This window comes from Streptomyces sp. TLI_105 (genome assembly GCF_900105415.1).
Classification (GTDB): Bacteria; Actinomycetota; Actinomycetes; order Streptomycetales; family Streptomycetaceae; genus Streptomyces.
Genome location: NZ_FNSM01000001.1, coordinates 1,364,500 through 1,381,958, shown reverse-complemented (window position 1 = coordinate 1,381,958; position 17,459 = coordinate 1,364,500). Strand labels below are relative to the sequence as shown.

The 17,459-nt window shown below is 71.8% G+C and carries 14 protein-coding genes and 1 tRNA gene; 9 read left to right on the top strand and 6 right to left on the bottom strand.

The window, feature by feature from the left end; translation table 11 throughout:
- Positions 1-45: 45 nt before the first annotated feature.
- Positions 46-2,376, bottom strand: coding sequence for a macro domain-containing protein (locus BLW86_RS06245; RefSeq protein WP_256341238.1), 2,331 nt, complete (start codon positions 2,374-2,376; stop codon positions 46-48).
- A 132-nt stretch (positions 2,377-2,508) separates the two neighbouring features.
- Here BLW86_RS06245 and BLW86_RS06235 point away from each other — a divergent pair, with 132 nt between their 5' ends.
- Both BLW86_RS06235 and BLW86_RS06230 read left to right on the top strand, forming a co-directional pair.
- Positions 2,509-3,066, top strand: a complete 558-nt coding sequence (locus BLW86_RS06235; protein ID WP_093873086.1) for a PadR family transcriptional regulator — start codon at positions 2,509-2,511, stop codon at positions 3,064-3,066.
- Positions 3,067-3,119: 53 nt separating this feature from the next.
- Positions 3,120-4,844 carry an acyl-CoA dehydrogenase family protein gene (locus BLW86_RS06230; RefSeq protein ID WP_093873085.1) on the top strand — a complete coding sequence of 575 codons (1,725 nt, stop codon included), beginning with the start codon at positions 3,120-3,122 and terminating at the stop codon, positions 4,842-4,844.
- A 7-nt stretch (positions 4,845-4,851) separates the two neighbouring features.
- On the opposite strand, the gene BLW86_RS06225 is transcribed toward BLW86_RS06230, so the two are convergent.
- The 4 genes from BLW86_RS06225 to BLW86_RS06210 all read right to left on the bottom strand — a co-directional run bounded on the left by BLW86_RS06225 (position 4,852) and on the right by BLW86_RS06210 (position 8,061).
- On the bottom strand, positions 4,852-5,202 hold the full coding sequence (locus tag BLW86_RS06225; RefSeq protein WP_256341237.1) for an SCO0607 family lipoprotein: 351 nt from the start codon (positions 5,200-5,202) through the stop codon (positions 4,852-4,854).
- A gap of 140 nt (positions 5,203-5,342) precedes the next feature.
- Positions 5,343-6,215: a S1 family peptidase gene (locus tag BLW86_RS06220; RefSeq protein WP_093873084.1), complete on the bottom strand. Its 873-nt coding sequence runs from the start codon at positions 6,213-6,215 to the stop codon at positions 5,343-5,345.
- A 164-nt stretch (positions 6,216-6,379) separates the two neighbouring features.
- On the bottom strand, positions 6,380-7,609 hold the full coding sequence (locus BLW86_RS06215; protein WP_093878520.1) for an alcohol dehydrogenase catalytic domain-containing protein: 1,230 nt from the start codon (positions 7,607-7,609) through the stop codon (positions 6,380-6,382).
- 140 nt (positions 7,610-7,749) lie between these two features.
- Entirely contained in the window at positions 7,750-8,061 is a 312-nt protein-coding gene (locus tag BLW86_RS06210) for an STAS domain-containing protein (protein ID WP_093873083.1), read from the bottom strand.
- Positions 8,062-8,463: 402 nt separating this feature from the next.
- Between BLW86_RS06210 and BLW86_RS06205 the strand changes: the two genes are divergently transcribed.
- The 7 genes from BLW86_RS06205 to recQ all read left to right on the top strand — a co-directional run bounded on the left by BLW86_RS06205 (position 8,464) and on the right by recQ (position 15,898).
- Positions 8,464-8,742, top strand: a complete 279-nt coding sequence (locus BLW86_RS06205; RefSeq protein WP_093873082.1) for a polyprenyl synthetase — start codon at positions 8,464-8,466, stop codon at positions 8,740-8,742.
- The gene (locus BLW86_RS06200) at positions 8,732-9,787 is read left to right on the top strand and encodes a polyprenyl synthetase family protein (RefSeq protein ID WP_093873081.1); all 1,056 of its coding nucleotides are present in this window, start codon (positions 8,732-8,734) and stop codon (positions 9,785-9,787) included. The genes BLW86_RS06205 and BLW86_RS06200 overlap by 11 nt, the downstream gene beginning before the upstream one ends.
- A 22-nt stretch (positions 9,788-9,809) precedes the next feature.
- Entirely contained in the window at positions 9,810-10,973 is a 1,164-nt protein-coding gene (locus BLW86_RS06195; protein ID WP_093873080.1) for an oxygenase MpaB family protein, read from the top strand.
- 108 nt (positions 10,974-11,081) lie between these two features.
- Positions 11,082-11,166 (top strand) — tRNA-Leu (locus tag BLW86_RS06190).
- A 130-nt stretch (positions 11,167-11,296) separates the two neighbouring features.
- Positions 11,297-11,764, top strand: coding sequence for a hypothetical protein (locus BLW86_RS06185; RefSeq protein ID WP_093873079.1), 468 nt, complete (start codon positions 11,297-11,299; stop codon positions 11,762-11,764).
- 157 nt (positions 11,765-11,921) lie between these two features.
- Positions 11,922-13,739, top strand: a complete 1,818-nt coding sequence (locus tag BLW86_RS06180) for an ABC transporter ATP-binding protein (protein ID WP_093873078.1) — start codon at positions 11,922-11,924, stop codon at positions 13,737-13,739.
- 89 nt (positions 13,740-13,828) lie between these two features.
- The gene (gene recQ / locus BLW86_RS06175) at positions 13,829-15,898 is read left to right on the top strand and encodes a DNA helicase RecQ (protein WP_093873077.1); all 2,070 of its coding nucleotides are present in this window, start codon (positions 13,829-13,831) and stop codon (positions 15,896-15,898) included.
- Between the two features lie 67 nt (positions 15,899-15,965).
- Here the strand turns inward: recQ and BLW86_RS06170 are convergent, their stop codons facing one another.
- Positions 15,966-17,273: a YhgE/Pip domain-containing protein gene (locus BLW86_RS06170; RefSeq protein ID WP_093873076.1), complete on the bottom strand. Its 1,308-nt coding sequence runs from the start codon at positions 17,271-17,273 to the stop codon at positions 15,966-15,968.
- Between the last annotated feature and the right edge of the window lie 186 nt (positions 17,274-17,459).

The following is a 17,459-nucleotide window of genomic DNA, read 5'->3' as shown; positions in this document are numbered from 1 at the left end:
GTTCCGTCGACGGCCGGACCGCGGCCGTCGGGCGGGCCGGGTCGCCTAGGACACCAGCCCCTGGCCCTCCAGTTCGGTGAGGCGTACGGTGCACAGCCCGCCGCGCTCGGTCTTCACGTCCGTCACCTTCAGCTGGGTGCCCGGCGTCAGGATGTACTCCTCCTCGCCCGTGAACGCGGAGAACCGCCGGATCCCCACCGCCCGCGCCGGCGTCACCTCGAACAGCGTCCGCCGCCCGCGGCTCCCGAGGAAGGCCCGGGCCACGCTCGGCTCGGACGTGCACGACGAGACGCCCCACCACGTCACCGTGCGCCCCAGCGGATACTGGGACCGCAGGTCGAGCGCCACACCGCGCCACAGCGGCCGGGTCTGCGGCGGCAGCTCGGCGACGGCGGAGAACAGCAGACGCAGGTACGGCAGATACGGCACGAGCCGCTCCCGGTCCGGGGACCGCAGCACGGCGTTGATCTCGCGGTAGAACGCCGACTCGCACGTGTACAGGTACAGCGCCGAGATCGCGTCGGCGGACAGACCGGTCCCGGCCGCTCCGCCCGCGGCCTCCGCCTCCGCCACCTTGGCCTCCGCGAAACGGCTCGACCGCTCGACGTACCCGTCCAGGTTCGCCAGCACCCCCGTCACCGGCTCGACGGCCTTCCGGAAGTCCATCACCGGCGTGTCGAACACTCCGGTGATCGGCGGCAGGACGAGCCCCTCGTGCTTGACGCTCGTGAGCCGCTCCAGATAGAGCTGGTGCAGCTCCATCGTCGACGCGATGAACGCGCCCATGCGCTCCGCGACGCCCCCGCCGGACCCTCCGGCCCCGGCCCCGGCCGCGTCCTGGTCCCAGCCCCTGCGCGGCAGCCAGTCGACCGGCTCGGCCCCCACCGCCGCCAGGGCGTCGTTCACCCGGGCGAAGTGGTCCCCCTCGCAGAAGACGTCCCCCTGCGCCGCCGGGTTCGCGTGGTCCAGGTGTCGGACCTCCACCCCCGGGTACTTCTTCTCCAGCCGCTGGACGACCCGCTTCAGGCTCCGGGCGTGCGCGCCCCACCAGGCGAACACCACTCCGCGGTCCTCCTCCTCGGCGTCCTGCTTCGCCCGGAGGATCTCCTCGACGATCTGCTCCGCCACGGGCCGCCAGAAGGACGTGTGCTGCTCGGTCGGCACGGCCCCGTCCGCGCTCGCCGTGAGGGACGCGTTCAGCAGCAGCACGCCCTGGGTGAGCATCGCCTGGAACCACTCCGGCGGCTGAACCGTGTCCTCCTTCTTCAACAGCGCCCGGACGTCGGCGATCGGCGTCTTCTTGGCGATGCCGTACTTCCACATCGCGGCCGCCTTGATGAGGCAGCGGATGCTGACCACCCGGCCGAACTGACTGTCCTTCCAGTCGTGGAAGGTGTTGTCGAACATCGCGATGCCGGTCGCGCTCTCCGCCCGCGGGTACGGGTTCTGCCCGAAGGCGACCACCTTCCACTTGTGCGGCGGATGCGGCTTCAACGCCTGGAAGGTCAGCTCGCGCACCGGCACCACCTCCGGGCTCCGCTTCGGCCCGATGAAGGAGCCGGCCCCCGGCTGCGCCTCGATCACCGGGGCGAGCAGCGGCAGCCACGGCTCACCACCACCCGTGAACAGCTCGGCCAGCCCCAACGGATCCGAAGCCGCGGCAGCCGGCGCCTCGGCCGGAGCCTCGGTCGACGCCGACACGTCCGACGCCGCGACGGTCGGCGTCTGCTCCGGCACCTTGATCCGCACCCGCTGCGCCGGGCCCGCGCCCTCGATGTCGGCGAGCTGTCCGAGCACCGCCGCCCGCAACTCGTCGTAGTCCGCGAACCCGTGGTCGTGGAACAGCGTGTACCCCGTCCACATCAGATTGGCGCACACCTGCGCCGGCACCTGACCCGTCCGCGCGCCCATCCCGACGAGCGCCACCGACCGGATGCTGCCGTGCTTCGCCAGGTTCTGCAGGTGTACCGCCTGGAACGCCGCCGCGCACGCCAGCGCCACGTTCATCGTGTCGCTGACGTTCTGCGAGGACTGTCGCATCGTCGGCGTGGAGATCAGATAGCGCGGCACGGCCGCCCCGGACGGGACGCAGACCGCGCTGCCCACCGGCAGGCTCCCGCCGAACCGCTCGCGGATCGCCCGCTGCACCCGCACCTGGACACCGGCACCGAGGTGCCGCTTGACGACGGCGTCGACCCCTCCGTCCATCCGCCCCTTCGCGTTGGTGGGGGAGACCCACGCGTCGACGTCCACGTCGAGAACGGAACCCCGCCGGATCTCGACCCCGGGCGTGTCCGCGAACGCGGACCGCCAGGCCGCCACCACCTCGTCGTTGACGTCGACGAGAACGACCTTCAACGCACGCTCGACACCCACGAATTCCCCCTCCTCGTGCAATCTTTCGAACGTTCTCGAAGCTATCGCGCACCACTGACAACGCCCGTGAGCCGTGTCTCACCGGCCCGGCCCCTCTTGCTATGCAACTCGTTGCATAGCAAGATCGGGCGCATGGCGCTCGACCACGCGATCCTCGTGTCCCTGCTCGAGAAGCCCGGATCCGGCTACGAGCTGGCCCGGCGCTTCGAGCGGTCCATCGGATACTTCTGGACCGCCACCCACCAGCAGATCTACCGCGTGCTCAAGCGCATGGAGAGCGAGGGTTGGGTGGACGTCCGGGACGTCCCCCAGCAGGGCCGTCCCGACAAGAAGGAGTACTCCGTCGCGGGGCCCGGACGGGCCGCGCTCTCCACGTGGCTGCACGAACCGATCGAGCCCGAGAGCGTGCGGCACGACCTCGCGGTGAAGATCCGGGGAGCCGCCTTCGACGATCCCGCCGCGCTGATCGGCGAGGTCGAGCGGCACAGACGGGCGCACACCGATCGCCTGGAGCACTACCTCGCGGGCGAGGCGCGGGACTTCCCGGCGTCCGACGCCGACGGTCCGCTCGACGCCGAGCGGGAGCTCCAGCACGCCGTCCTCCGCGGCGGCATCGCCTACGAGCGGATGATGATCGACTGGCTCGACGACGTCCTCGCCACGCTCGCCCGGTTCGAAGCCGGGCGCTGAACCACACCCCCGTACCACCCCACCCCTCACCACGAGCCGGAAAGGCGGACGTCATGGCCGACCCGCTGCTGTTCAACCCGCACACCTACGATCCCGCCCACTTCGACCCGGAGACCCGCCGGCTGCTGCGCGCCACCGTGGACTGGTTCGAGGCGCGCGGCAAGCGACGGATCATCGAGGACTACCGGACCCGGGCCTGGCTCGGCGACTTCCTCGCCTTCGCCGCGGAGGAAGGGCTCTTCGCGACCTTCCTGACGCCGTCCTCCGCCGCCGGCGAGGACGAGGGCGACAAGCGCTGGGACACCGCCCGCATCGCCGCCCTCAACGAGATCCTCGGTTTCTACGGCCTCGACTACTGGTACGCCTGGCAGGTCACCATCCTCGGCCTCGGCCCGGTCTGGCAGAGCGACAACGCCGCCGCCCGTGCCCGCGCCGCCGAACTCCTCGCCCAGGGCGAGGTGTTCGCCTTCGGCCTCTCCGAGAAGTCCCACGGTGCCGACATCTACTCCACCGACATGCTCCTGGAGCCCGACGGCGAGGGCGGCTTCTGCGCCACCGGCTCCAAGTACTACATCGGCAACGGCAACGCCGCCGGGCTCGTCTCCGTCTTCGGCCGCCGCACCGACGTCGAGGGCCCCGACGGCTACGTCTTCTTCGCCGCCGACAGCCGCCACCCGGCGTACCACCTCGTCAAGAACGTCGTCGACTCGTCGAAGTTCGTCAGCGAGTTCCGCCTGGAGGACTACCCCGTCGCCGCCGAGGACGTCCTGCACACCGGGCGCGCCGCCTTCGACGCCGCCCTCAACACCGTCAACGTCGGCAAGTTCAACCTCTGCACCGCCTCCATCGGCATCTGCGAGCACGCGATGTACGAGGCCGTCACGCACGCGCAGAACCGCATCCTCTACGGCCGTCCGGTCACCGCCTTCCCACACGTGCGGCGCGAGCTGACCGACGCGTACGTCCGGCTCGTCGGCATGAAGCTGTTCAGCGACCGTGCCGTCGACTACTTCCGCACCGCCGGCCCCGAGGACCGCCGCTACCTCCTCTTCAACCCGATGACGAAGATGAAGGTGACCACGGAGGGCGAGAAGGTCATCGACCTGATGTGGGACGTGATCGCCGCCAAGGGCTTCGAGAAGGACAACTACTTCGCGGAGGCCGCCGTGGAGATCCGCGGCCTGCCGAAGCTGGAGGGCACGGTCCACGTCAATCTGGCGCTGATCCTGAAGTTCATGCGCAACCACCTCCTCGACCCGGTCGCGTACGAGCCCGTCCCGACCCGTCTGGACGCGGCCGACGACGCGTTCCTCTTCCGGCAGGGCCCGGCGCGGGGTCTCGGCGCGGTCCGCTTCCACGACTGGCGGCCGGCCTACGAGGCGTACGCCCACGTGTCCAACGTGGCCCGTTTCCGCGAACAGGCCGACGCCCTCTGCGAGTTCGTGCTCAAGGCCGCGCCCGACGAGGAGCAGAGCCGCGACCTCGACCTGCTCCTGGCCGTGGGCCAGCTCTTCGCGCTCGTCGTCCACGGGCAGCTGGTCCTGGAGCAGGCCGCCCTGACCGGTCTCGACGAGGACGTGCTCGACGAGCTGTTCGCCGTCCTCGTCCGCGACTTCTCCGCGCACGCGGTCGAGCTGCACGGCAAGGACTCCGCGACCGAGCAGCAGCAGCTCTGGGCGCTCGGCGCCGTCCGGCGCCCCGTCGTCGACGAGGCGCGGTCGGAGCGCGTCTGGCAGCGCGTCGAGGCGCTGTCGGGCGCGTACGAGATGGCTCCCTGACGGTCGGTCAGCCCTGCACCACCCGGCCCTCGGCGTCGACGACGACCGTGGACCAGTAGCGGTCCCACTTGTCGTCGACGTACTCGGGCACCTGGCCCGCGGGGTAGCGGACGTAGCCCTCGAACGGCTCCTGGCCGTCCGCCACGCAGTCGCCGCCGGTGGTGTTCCCGACGGCCTTGACCGGGTAGTGGCCGGAGCTGCAGACCCGGTCATGGATCTGGAACGCGCAGCCCGTCAGGAGGAAGGCCGCGGTCAGGCTCGCGGCGGCGAGGCCGGGGAGGGTGCGGCGGGCGAACGCCCCGCCGGTCGTGCGGGGGTGCGGACGGGGTCGTCGGGTCTGCTGCGTGGTCACGGTCACGGGCCTCTCTCGCTGGTGCACACAGTCTCGGCGAGCTTGAGGTCTCCGTGATGAGTACGCCTACTCAATCGGCCGTGAGTGCGACGGCGTCTCCCGCCGACCGCCCGGACACGGGCGGCCGGCGGGAGACGGCCGAGGCGTTACGGCTTGGGCAGGGCGCAGCCCGGGCGGTTGAGGTCGATCACGCTGCCGGCGCCGATGCAGGGGACGATCGTGTACGTCTCCTGGGCGTAGTTGATGCCCTGGCGGACGGTGACGGCGCCACTCTCGTCGATCTCGCACGGGTTGTTCACGGTGCAGCTCTCACCGCTCTCGTTGCCCGTGTTGTTGACGGCGACGACCTTGCCGGTGGTCGCGTCGATCACGGGCGAGCCGGACGTGCCGCCGATCGTGTTGCACGCCGAGGTGTAGCGGACCGAGTCCTTCCAGGTCCACTCGCCCTCCTTCATGCGGTAGACGAAGCCGTCGATGTTGCAGCTGTAGATCCGCTTCCAGTACCCGGAGACCACCTTGATCGCCGAACCCTGGACCGGGTGGGCGTCGTTGAGGGTCAGGGCGCTGATGCCGTACGTGCTCTGGATCTGCGCGTACGTCTTGGTCAGCTGGTAGATCGAGATGTCCGTGTCGGTCATCGTGCCGTACGCGATCTTGCTCGCGCGCAGCGTCCCGACACCGGTGCCGGCCGAGTTGAGCAGGGTGAACGAGCGGGTGGAGCGCCGGTCCTTGATGACCTGGCCGGGCGCCGGCATGCCGGTCTCCAGGCAGTGGCCGTTGGAGAGGACGAGCGCGGGGTCGCTCGGCAGGGAGCTCGGGGTGCGGACGACGGAGCCGGAACAGTTGCTGAGCGCGACCGTTCCCGCGAAGTCGACGGCGGTCACGGCCTGGGTCCGGGGTGCGGAGGCCGGGGCCGGGGCCTGTGCGACCGTCTCCCGGGGTGCGGAGGCCGCGGCCGGAACCGCTGTCGCGCCTGCCAGGAGCAGGGCGAGCAGGGCGCCGGCGAGAGGCTTCTTCATGTGGGGGTTCCCCTCTGATGGCTGTGCAACCGAAGATCCTTCGGTTGTCATGCACATTCTTTGAAGGAGGAACCCCAACTGGCAAGACCGCGGCCCGGGTTGAGGCGAAACGCGTCAGGGCCGCTTCGGAACGGTCCGAAGCGGCCCTGGGGTCGTGGCGGGGATCAGGCGGTCGGCGGCTCCGCGGCGGGAGCCTTGCCGTCCGGGAGGTGCGCGTCGGGGGAGAAGAGGACCTTCACGGCGCCGTCGCGCTTGGCCTGGAACATGTCGTACGCCTCGGGCGCCGCGTCCAGGGGCAGCCGGTGCGTGGCGAAGCCGTCCACGCCCAGGGGGTCGTCGTCGGTGAGCAGGGGGAGCAGATCGTCGACCCACCGCAGCACGTTCGCCTGACCCATGTGGAGCCGGAGCTGCTTGTCGAACATGGCGAACAACGGCATCGGGTCCGCAGCGCCCCCGTACACCCCGGAGAGCGACACGGTCCCGCCGCGGCTCACCAGCTCGACCGCCAGGTGGAGCGCGGACAGCCGGTCCACGCCGAAGCGGCGCATCATGCGCCCGGCGAGCCCGTCCGGGAGCAGGGCGACCATCGTGTGCAGCCCCTTGGCGACCGGGGCGCCGTGCGCCTCCATGCCGACCGCGTCGATCACCGCGTCGGGGCCCCGCCCGTCCGTGAGGTCCCGCACCCGGTCGATCAGGTCGTCGTCGGAGGAGTCCAGGACGTGCACCCCGCGGGCCGCCGCGCGGTCCCGCCGCTCGGCCACGGGGTCGATGCCGACGACGAGGCCGGCGCCCCGCAGCAGGGCGATCCGCGCGGCCATGTCGCCGATGGGACCGAGGCCCAGGACCGCGACCGAACCGCCCGGCGGGACCTCGGCGTACTCGACGCCCTGCCACGCCGTCGGCAGCACGTCCGAGAGGTAGACGAAGCGGTCGTCCGGCGGCCCGTCCGGCACCGGGATCGGCAGGGTGTCCCCGAACGGCACGCGCAGGTACTCGGCCTGGGCGCCCGGCACCTGCCCGTACAGCTTCGTGTAGCCGAACAGGGCGGCGCCCGTGTCGTACGCGTGCACCTGTGTGGTCTCGCACTGGGAGTGCAGCCCCCGCGAGCACATCGCGCAGGTGCCGCAGGACACGTTGAACGGCACCACGACCCGCGCCCCCGGCCGCAGCCGCCGCACGTCCGCGCCCACCTCCTCCACCACGCCCATCGGCTCGTGCCCGAGGACGTCGCCGGCGTCGAGGAACGGCCCGAGGACCTCGTACAGATGCAGGTCGGAACCGCACAGCCCGCTCGACGTGATCCGGACGATCACGTCCGTGGGCTTCTGCAGCACGGGGTCCGGCACCTGCTCCACCGAGACCTTCCGCCGGCCCTGCCACGTGACGGCCTTCATGGTGGCCACCTTCCCGTCCGTCCGGGACGACGGACGCTCCCCCGCCCCGGAAGCTCGGCGATGTCGCTGCGGCGGCTACCCGGGGCGAGCGGGCCTACTCACCCCGCCCCGGAGCCGGTGGTGCGAAGCGGCGGGCCGTCTCAGCCCGGCACGGCCGGGCCGAGGACGAAGAGGTCCTCCGTGCCCGTGAGCTCCAGCAGCCGCACCATCTGATGGCTGGGCGCCGCGAGCCTGAGCGCGTGCCCCGAGACCCACGCCCGCTCCCTCGCGGCCAGCAGCGCGTTGAGCCCCGCGGAGTCGCAGAACGACGAGTTCTGGAGGTCGACGACGACCTCGGAACCGGGGGGTGTCCCTTCGACGGCCCTCATGAGCGCGGTGCGCAGCTCCTCCGCGTTGTTGAGGTCCATGTCGCCGATCACACGGATCACGTACGGATCGTCACGGACTGCCATCACAAGCCTCCTCGTACGTCCGGCACCTGCCCGGCACGGCCCGCTTCACGCCTGACGTCCCCGCCGCCCGTCGGGTGCCGCCCGGCCGATGTCCCCGCCCTCGCGGAGCCCCCGCCCACCACCGGCACCACCCCGCCGGGCACCTCGACGGCATCCTGTGCAACGCCGCCCTGTTCCAACGGCGTCGGGGCCACCGGCCCGTGTCCGGTCGGCCGCGCTCCTTCGAGCGCCTCGGCCCGGCGCGGTACGACGCCGACGGCGCTCGCCGGACGAGGTGGGCCGAGCCCCCGCGCGACTCGTACGTATCGGCGAGTGGATCACTCGTTGGTGAGTTCCGCCGCTGCGCCCGCCGGCCGGCCGCCACGCTGGGAGCGAAGGGTGACAGGGGACCGGGGAGGGGACATGGTGCGAGAATCGGGATCCCGTGGGGGTCTGGACGAGCGGGCGGTGTTACTGGCGGCGGGGCTCGCGGATCTGGCGGTGAGCACCATCGGCTCGGGGCTCGGGCTCGTGCGGGGGCTGCTGAGGCGGTCGGACACCGCCGAGATGGCGGCCGAGGCCGAGCGGGACCTGGAGGCGCGCGGCCGTCTCGTGCTCGACCGGTACGTGTCCCCGCCGCCGGCGCACCTGGAGGTGCTCGCCCGGCACGTGCTGGCGCGGCGGTCCCGCGATGGCGGCTGAGCGCTGGGCGCCGGCCGCGTTCAAGGCGCGCGTTGACGAGGTGCTGCGCAGCCACGTCGCCCTGGAGGCCGAGGAGCTCGCGGCGGTCGACCCGGCCCTGGGGCCGGTGGCGGACCAGCTGGAGGCGGCGGTCGCGGACGGCAAACGGCTGCGGGCCGCGTTCTGCTACTGGGGCTGGCGCGCGGCCGGGCAGCCCGACAGCGACGCGCTGGTGCGGGCGGCGGCGTCCATGGAGCTCGTGCACGCGGCCGCCGTCGTGCACGACGACCTGATCGACGACAGCCCGCTGCGGCACGGCCGGCCCACCGCGCACATGGCCCTGCGCGGCGCGGTGGAGCACCACCCGCGGCCCGCCGCGGGAGCCCGGTCGCTCGCGATGCTGGTCGGCGACCTGCTCATGTCGCTCGCCGGGCAGCTCTTCGTCACCAGCGGCCTGCCCGCCGCCTACCTCGGCCGGGCCCGACCGCTCTGGGCGGCGCTCGCCCGGGACCTCGTCGCGGGGGAGTCCCTGGAGATCCTGCGCACGGGCGCCGCCCCGGACACGACGGCCTCGCTGAAGGTGATCCGCTACAAGACCGCCAAGTACACCGTCGAGCAGCCCCTGCTGATCGGCGGCGCCCTGGCCGGGGCGGGCGGCCGCCTGCGCGAGGGCTGTTCCGCGTACGGGGTGCCGCTGGGCGAGGCCTTCCAGCTGAGGGACGACCTGCTCGGCCTGTTCGGCGACCCCGGCGCCACCGGCAAGGCCGACGCCGACGACGTCCGCGGACACCGGCCCACGACCCTGCTCGCCGAGACCTGGCGGCTCGCCGGCGCCGAGGAACGCGGACGGCTGCGCGAGCTGCTCGGCCGGCGCGAACCCGACGGGGACGCCCTGGAGGCCGTACGCGAGGTGATGCGGCGGCTGAAGGCGCCCGACCGGGTCGAGGCCATGATCACCGAGCGGGTCGAGGAGGCCCTTCGCGCCCTCGACGGGCTGAACCTTCCCGCGGCCCCCGCCGCCGCGCTCACCGCCCTGGCGCACTCGGCCACGGTCCGCCGTTCCTGACGCAGCACAAGGAGCCCTGCCCATGACCCCCACCGAGGCGTCCATGGACGCCCTGCGGCACACCGGCGACGAACTCGCCGACGCCACGGTCGCCACCCTCTTCGAGCGCGGGGAGGTCGGCACGTTCAACACCCTCATGCGGTACGTCTCCACCGCCGGCTCCCCCCTGCCGGACGGGCTTCCCGAGGTCGCCCGGGAGTACCTCCACGCCACGAGCGCCCCGCCGTCCTGGGTGGACTGGGGGGAGATGGAGAAGGCCCGGCTGTTCTTCATCGACAACAACGTGCACATCTCGACCGCGCTCTCCTTCGCCTCCATGCCCGCCTGCTACCTCGTCCCGCACGTGGCGAAGCTGCTGTCGGCGACGCACGGTCTGAAGTACCCCTCCAAGCGGATGGCGGAGACCGGCCAGTTCACCGTGTACCTCATGCGGCCCGACGCCTTCGAGGCCGGCGGCCGCTTCGTCCCGGCCGCGCAGAAGGTCCGCCTGCTGCACGCCTCCATCCGGCACCACCTCAGGCGCGAGGACCGCTGGGACGTCGAGGCCCTGGGGGTGCCGATCTGTCAGGAGGACATGATCGGCGGGCAGATGTTCTTCTCGATGCTCGTCCTCGACAGCCTGCACCGCCTCGGCATCCACATGTCCTCCGAGGGAGCCGACGCCTACTCCTACGCCTGGCGCGTGGTCGGCGCGATGCTGGGCGTCGACCAGGACGCCGTCCCGAAGACCCTCGACGAGGCCCGCCGCTTCCTCGACCTGTACATGATCCGCCACATGGGACCCTCTCCCGAGGGCGTCCACCTGACCCGGCAGCTCATCGACCTCTACGAGGAGGTCGTCCCCGGCACCTTCTTCGACCCGATCGTCTCCGCGCTCATCCGCCACCTCGTCGGCGACACCTGCGGCGACTGGCTGGAGGTCCCCCGCACGCCCTGGGACACCGTCGTCAAGGCCGTCCCCCACCTCCTCGGCGTCCTGGAGACCATCGAGGACCGCTCCCCGCTCGGCGCCTGGGCCCTGGACCGCCTCGGCCACCTCGCCACCGTCCTCGAACTGTCCTCCCTCACCCGCGGCCGCGTCATGCACTACGCCATCCCCGAGCACCTCAAGAAGGACTACGGCCTCCCGACGGGACCGCCGCGTACCCACCGCTGGACCCCGCCGGCCGCCACGGTCTCCCCGTGACGCCCGCCCCGCCCCGCTGACCACCGGAAACGTGGGTGAAGAGCACCCCGAAGGCCTGGTAGATTGTTCTCCGTCGCCACGGGGAAACCCCGAAGCGGCAATCACCCGGTCCGGGTGGCGGAATGGCAGACGCGCTAGCTTGAGGTGCTAGTGCCCTTTATCGGGCGTGGGGGTTCAAGTCCCCCCTCGGACACAAGAAGAACACCACGTGGTGGTCGGGAACGTTCCCGACCACCACGTGGTGTTTCCGCGCTTCGTCACATGGCACCGGGGGGTGGCCGATGGGTCAGGGTGGTCCGCGCCGAACGGCGGCCGGAGTCCTGATGGTGCTGAGCCTGGTCGGCGGCTGCGGTGACGTGGCCGGGTCGCGGACCGGCACGGCCTCGCAGCAGCCTCCGGAGGCGGAGGTCAGGACGGACCGGGAACCGGTGGAGAAGCGGTTCCCGCAGTTCGGGAGGTTCACCGGCGTCGAATGGGCCGCGGCCCCCCTCGGCCAGGCGAACTCCCGGGTGCCCGGCCCCACCGACGTCCGGCTCTCCGGTGTGGCGACCCTCGCCGAGGCTGACGTCCGGCGGCTCCTGAAGGAGTACGACTGGGTGCCCGCCGCACAGCCGCCGGCCGTCCTGGGAAGCATCGTGCCCGAGGTGCCCGAGGGCACGGAGTGGCGGACGAGCGAGGAGTTCACCTCCGAGGTCACCCGGGGCGTCTACACCGGATCGTTCCACCTGGATCCCGGGGCCGGGACCATGGTCTTCGACGCCGTCAACCCGACGGCCGCGCAAGGCTCCTGAGCGAGACGGGCCCGCCGGGATCCTTCCGGCGGGCCCGTCGCCTCTCCGCACGTGTTCCACCCGGTGTCCACCACCGGAGAAAAATGCTTGGACCGCGCGAGCGCCCGCACGGGAGACTCCTTTTGCTCACCTTCGGTACGACAGCACAGGGTTGGGTATGGGATCACCTGAATCGCGCGAAGGTTTGCCGAACAAAGGCTCGGTACTCCTCGCAGTCCGCTTCTACGGACGGGAACTGGTCCGCCTCCGACGGCTGACCGCTCCCGCCCTCCTCCTGCCGGCACTCGGCAACATCGGCATCAACTACATCGCTCCCCTCGTCGTCGCCAAGCTCGTCGGCCGCATCGTCGGCCACGACACCGGCGGAGGGATCGGCCCGCTCCTCCCGTACGTCCTCGTCTTCGCCGGCGTCCTGCTGCTCGGAGAGGCCCTGTGGCGCGTCGGGCTGCACTGCCTGAACCGCCTCGACGCGCGCGGCATCGAGAACCTGTACGTCATCGGCATGGACGAACTGTTCGCCAAGGACGCCGCGTTCTTCCACGACAACTTCGCCGGATCGCTGACCAAACGGGTCCTCAGCTTCGCCTCCCGCTTCGAGGAGTGCGTCGACACCCTGACCTTCTCGGTCATGGGCAGCTTCGTGCCGCTCGTCTTCGCCTCCGTGGTGCTCTGGCAGTACGACCCGCTGCTCGTGGTCGGACTCCTGCTCCTCATCGCCGTCACGGGCGTCGGCGTGACACCGCTCATCCGGCGCCGGCAGGCGCTCGTCGCCCGGCGCGAACAGGCGATCGCCCGGGTCTCGGGCCACGTCGCCGACAGCCTGACCAACATGGACACGGTCCGGTCCTTCGGCGCCGAGCGGCGCGAGGCCGCCGAACACCGCTCCCGCGTCGCGGAGTCCCGGCGGCTCACCCTGCGCTCCTGGGACTACGGCAACCTGCGCATCGACACGCTCGTCGCGCCGATGTCCGTCCTGACGAACGTCCTCGGACTCGTCCTCGCCGTCGCCCTCGGCGGGGGAGAGCACGGCGTGGAGGCCGTCATCGTCGCCTTCACGTACTACGCCAACGCCACCCGGATCATGTTCGAGTTCAACCAGATCTACCGGCGCCTGGAAAGCTCGATGACGGAGGCCGCGCAGTTCACCGAGCTCCTCCTCGACAAGCCGACCGTCCTCGACCCGGAGACCCCGGAACCCCTCCGGCCCGAGAACGCCGAGGTGCGGTTCGAGAAGGTGACCTTCGCCCACACGGGCGCAGAGCCGCTCTTCGAGGGCCTCGACCTGGACGTGCCCAGCGGCGCGAAGATCGGATTCGTCGGCCGGTCCGGCGGCGGCAAGACCACCCTCACCCGGCTGCTCCTGCGGATGACGGACATCGACGGCGGCCGGATCACGATCGGCGGCCAGGACATCAGCCGGCTCCGGCAGACCGAACTGCGCAGCATGATCGCGTACGTGCCGCAGGACCCCGCCATGTTCCACCGCACCCTGCGGGAGAACATCGCCTTCGCCCGGCCGGAGGCCACCGAGGCCGAGATCCGGCGCGCGGCCGAGGCGGCGCACGTCACGGAGTTCGCGGACGCCCTCCCCGAGGGCTTCGACACCATGGTCGGCGAGCGGGGCGTGAAGCTGTCCGGCGGCCAGCGCCAGCGGGTCGCCCTCGCCCGGGCGATCCTGCGCGACGCCCCGATCCTGCTGCTCGACGAGGCGACCAGCGCCCTGGACTCCGAGAGCGAGATGCTCGTGCAGGACGCGCTGTGGCGGCTCATGGAGGGGCGGACGGCGCTCGTGGTCGCCCACCGGCTGAGCACGGTGGCCACGATGGACCGGCTCGTCGTCCTCGACCGCGGACGGATCGTCGAGCAGGGCACGCACCAGGAGCTGCTCACCGCCGAGGGGGCCTACGCGAAACTGTGGCAGCACCAGTCGGGCGGCTTCATCGACGACGCCCCTGCGGCGGCCGGCCTGCGGTGACGCCGATCCGAGAGTCCCGTCCGGCGAGGTTTTCCACAGGTTGCCCCGGGCGGGACCGGGGTGTCGGTGCGGACGGCTAGGCTTCACGAATGGTCCTTTCCGACGCTCCTGCCGCCTCCGCCGAGATCTCCGACGCCGCTCGGGTGCTCCACCGTGTCTTCGGATACACCTCCTTCCGCGGGGAGCAGCAGGAGATCATCGAGCAGGTCGTCGGCGGCGGCGACGCGCTCGTCCTGATGCCGACGGGCGGCGGCAAGTCGCTCTGCTACCAGATCCCGGCCCTCGTCAGAGCGGGCACAGGCGTCGTGATCTCACCCCTCATCGCCCTGATGCAGGACCAGGTGGACGCGCTCAGGGCGCTCGGGGTGCGGGCCGGCTTCCTGAACTCGACGCAGGACCCGTACGAGCGGCAGGCCGTCGAGCAGGCGTTCCTCGCGGACGAGCTGGACCTGCTCTACCTGGCCCCCGAGCGGCTCCGCACCGAGGGCACCCAGCGGCTCCTCGACCGGGGCACGGTGTCCCTCTTCGCGATCGACGAGGCCCACTGCGTCGCCCAGTGGGGCCACGACTTCCGGCCCGACTACCTCGCCCTCTCCATGCTCCACGAGCGGTGGCCGAAGGTGCCGCGGATCGCGCTGACGGCGACCGCCACCGAGGCCACCCACGCCGAGATCGCGAAGCGGCTGGGCCTGGAGGACGCCCGGCACTTCGTCGCCGGCTTCGACCGGCCGAACATCCAGTACCGCATCGTCCCGAAGAACAACCCGCTCAAGCAGCTCCTGGAGCTGATCAGGACCGAGCACGACGGGGACGCGGGCGTCGTCTACTGCCTCTCGCGGGCCTCGGTGGAGAAGACGGCGGCCGCCCTCGTGGAGCACGGCATCGACGCCGTCCCGTACCACGCCGGCATGGACGCCCGGACGCGCGCGGCGAACCAGGCCCGCTTCCTGCGGGAGGACGGGGTCGTCGTGGTGGCGACCATCGCCTTCGGCATGGGCATCGACAAGCCGGACGTGCGCTTCGTGGCCCACCTCGACCTGCCCAAGTCGGTCGAGGGCTACTACCAGGAGACCGGCCGCGCCGGCCGCGACGGGGAGCCGGCCACGGCATGGCTGGCGTACGGCCTCCAGGACGTCGTCCAGCAGCGCAAGCTCATCGACGGCTCCGAGGGCGACGAGACGCACCGCCGCTCCCTCGCCATGCACCTGGACGCCATGCTCGCCCTCTGCGAGACGGTCGACTGCCGCCGCGTGCGGCTCCTGGAGTACTTCGGGCAGACCGGCAAGCCCTGCGGCAACTGCGACACCTGCCTGACGCCGGGAGAGTCCTGGGACGGGACCGTCGCCGCGCAGAAGCTGCTGTCCACCGTGTGGCGGCTGGCGAAGGAACGGCGGCAGAAGTTCGGCGCCGGCCAGATCATCGACATCCTCCAGGGCAAGAGGACGGCCAAGGTCATCCAGTTCGACCACGACCAGCTGTCCGTCTTCGGCATCGGGTCGGACCTGGGCACCGCCGAGTGGCGCGGGGTCGTCCGCCAGCTCCTCGCGCAGCGGCTGCTCGCGGTGGAGGGCGACTACGGGACGCTCGTGCTCACCGAGGACAGCGGCGAGGTGCTCGGCGGACGCCGCCAGGTCCCGATGCGCAAGGAGAAGGCGGTCCCCGCCCCCTCCCGCAAGGAACCCGGGGCCCGCTCCGGCAAGGCCGCGCGCGTGCCGGTCGATCTGCCCGCGGCCGCCGTGCCGGTCTTCGAGGCCCTCCGTGCCTGGCGGGCCGCGACGGCGCGCGAGCAGGGCGTGCCGGCGTACGTCGTCTTCCACGACGCGACGCTCCGCGAGATCGCGACCCGCCTGCCCGCCACCGTCGAGGAGCTCGGCACCATCGGCGGCGTCGGCGAGGCCAAGCTCACCAAGTACGCCGAGGGCGTCCTCGAAACCCTGGCGCAGTCCGGGGGCGCGGGGACGGGCGATGCGGGTCCCGACGGGGCAGCCGCGTCCTCCGCTCAGGCAGCCTCCGCGCCTGCGGCGCCGGTGCCTTCCTCCGCGGCGGCCGCCTCCGCGCCGTCGGTACGCAGGGCGGAGCCGGACGTTCCGCCGTCCTACGACGAGGAGCCGCCGTGGGACGAGGACGAGCTCGAACCCCCGTGGGACGAGGACGAGTAGAGCCCGGGCACCCCGGTCGCCGGAGGCCGTGTCGGAGACATCCGACACGGCCTCCGGCCGTTTCCGTTCACTCGGGCTGCGGCGTGAGGCGGCGCAGCCCTCTGCGGTCGTAGTAGTGGGTCATGGCGAAGCCGAACGCCAGGGCCCCCGCCGCGCCCACCGCGATCATGATCCAGCCGCGGGCGAGCCCCGCGTCGGCTCGGGCGTCGAAGTACAGGATGGACCGGATGCCCGCGCTCAGCTGGTGCATCGGCTCGAAGATACCCAGGAACCGGTAGAAGGCGGGGGTGGCCTCCAGGGGGACGGTCGCCCCGGAGGAGGGAAGGGCCAGCGCGATGAAGACGAACATGGACACGAGCTGGCCGATGCCGCCGAAGGCCGCGTTGATGGCCTGGACGCCCAGGCCGACGGCGACCGTCGCGCAGTAGGAGAAGAGCCACAGCATCGGCAGGTGGTCGGCGTCCATGTCCAGGATCCCGATGGTGGCGACCATGACGAGCGTGGTGGTCAGGAGCGAGATCCCGGCGGTCATCAGCATCTTCAGGACGAGCGTCTGGGTGCGGCTGATGGGAACGGTCGGACGGCGGGTGTGCCAGGGCCCGATCTCGCTGTCGGCGTAGCCGAGCGCGGTGTCGACACCGCTGTGGATCATGTTGCCGCCGATGAAGCCGCCCAGGACGAGCAGCAGCGTGTAGTAGAAGGCGGTCAGGCCCAGGCCGCTGTGCCGGCCGATCGGATGGCCGACGCGGGTGACGACCGCGACGGGGTCGGACAGGAGCACCCGCGTGGTCGGCACGGCGGAGGTGGCCGAGAGCTGTCTGCCGATGGTCAGCGAGGCCTGGTGGGCCGCGTTCTGGTTGATCTGGGACGCCAGGGACGAGCCCAGGCTGCCGAGGCCGGGGTTGGTGAGCACGGTCAGCGTCGGGCGGGCCGTCGCCCGGTTCGTGGTCAGGGCCGCGACGGACGCGGTGAAGTCCGCCGGGACGACCAGGGCGCCGAAGACCTTGCCGGAGGCCAGCGCCTCCTGGGCGGCGGCGAGGTCGAGGCGGCGCCAGTCGATGGTGGTCTTCGAGGAGCCCACCGAGGCGACCGAGTCGGTGATCTGCTTCCCCAGGTTCTCCCGCTGTCCCGGCAGCGGGCGGCCCTCGTCCTCGTCGACCAGGGCGATGGGCAGCCGGTCCAGATGGTCGTTCGGGCTGAGGATGCCGCCCATGTAGAGGAGCGACAGCAGCAACGACACCAGGGCGCACAGGACGGTCGGTACGAGCCACAGCTTGGCGTGCCGCACGAGCGCGGAGGCGCGGACCTGGGGGCCGGGGGCCGGGCCGGGTCCGGGGGCCGGGTCCGGGGTGTTCGGGGGGAGCGCGGAGGTCATGGGGCCATCGTCGGCGGACAGGGCCGCGATCCGGGCATTTCGGGCGTCCGTATGGGGTGGCGTGTCGGCTTCCGTACGGGGCGGCAGGCGGGCTTCCGCGCGGGGCGGACGCGTCGGCGTGCCGCCGGTCCCACTCCGATTGCGGAGCGGTCGACGTCGGGTTTGAGTGGGGAAGACCCTCTTTCG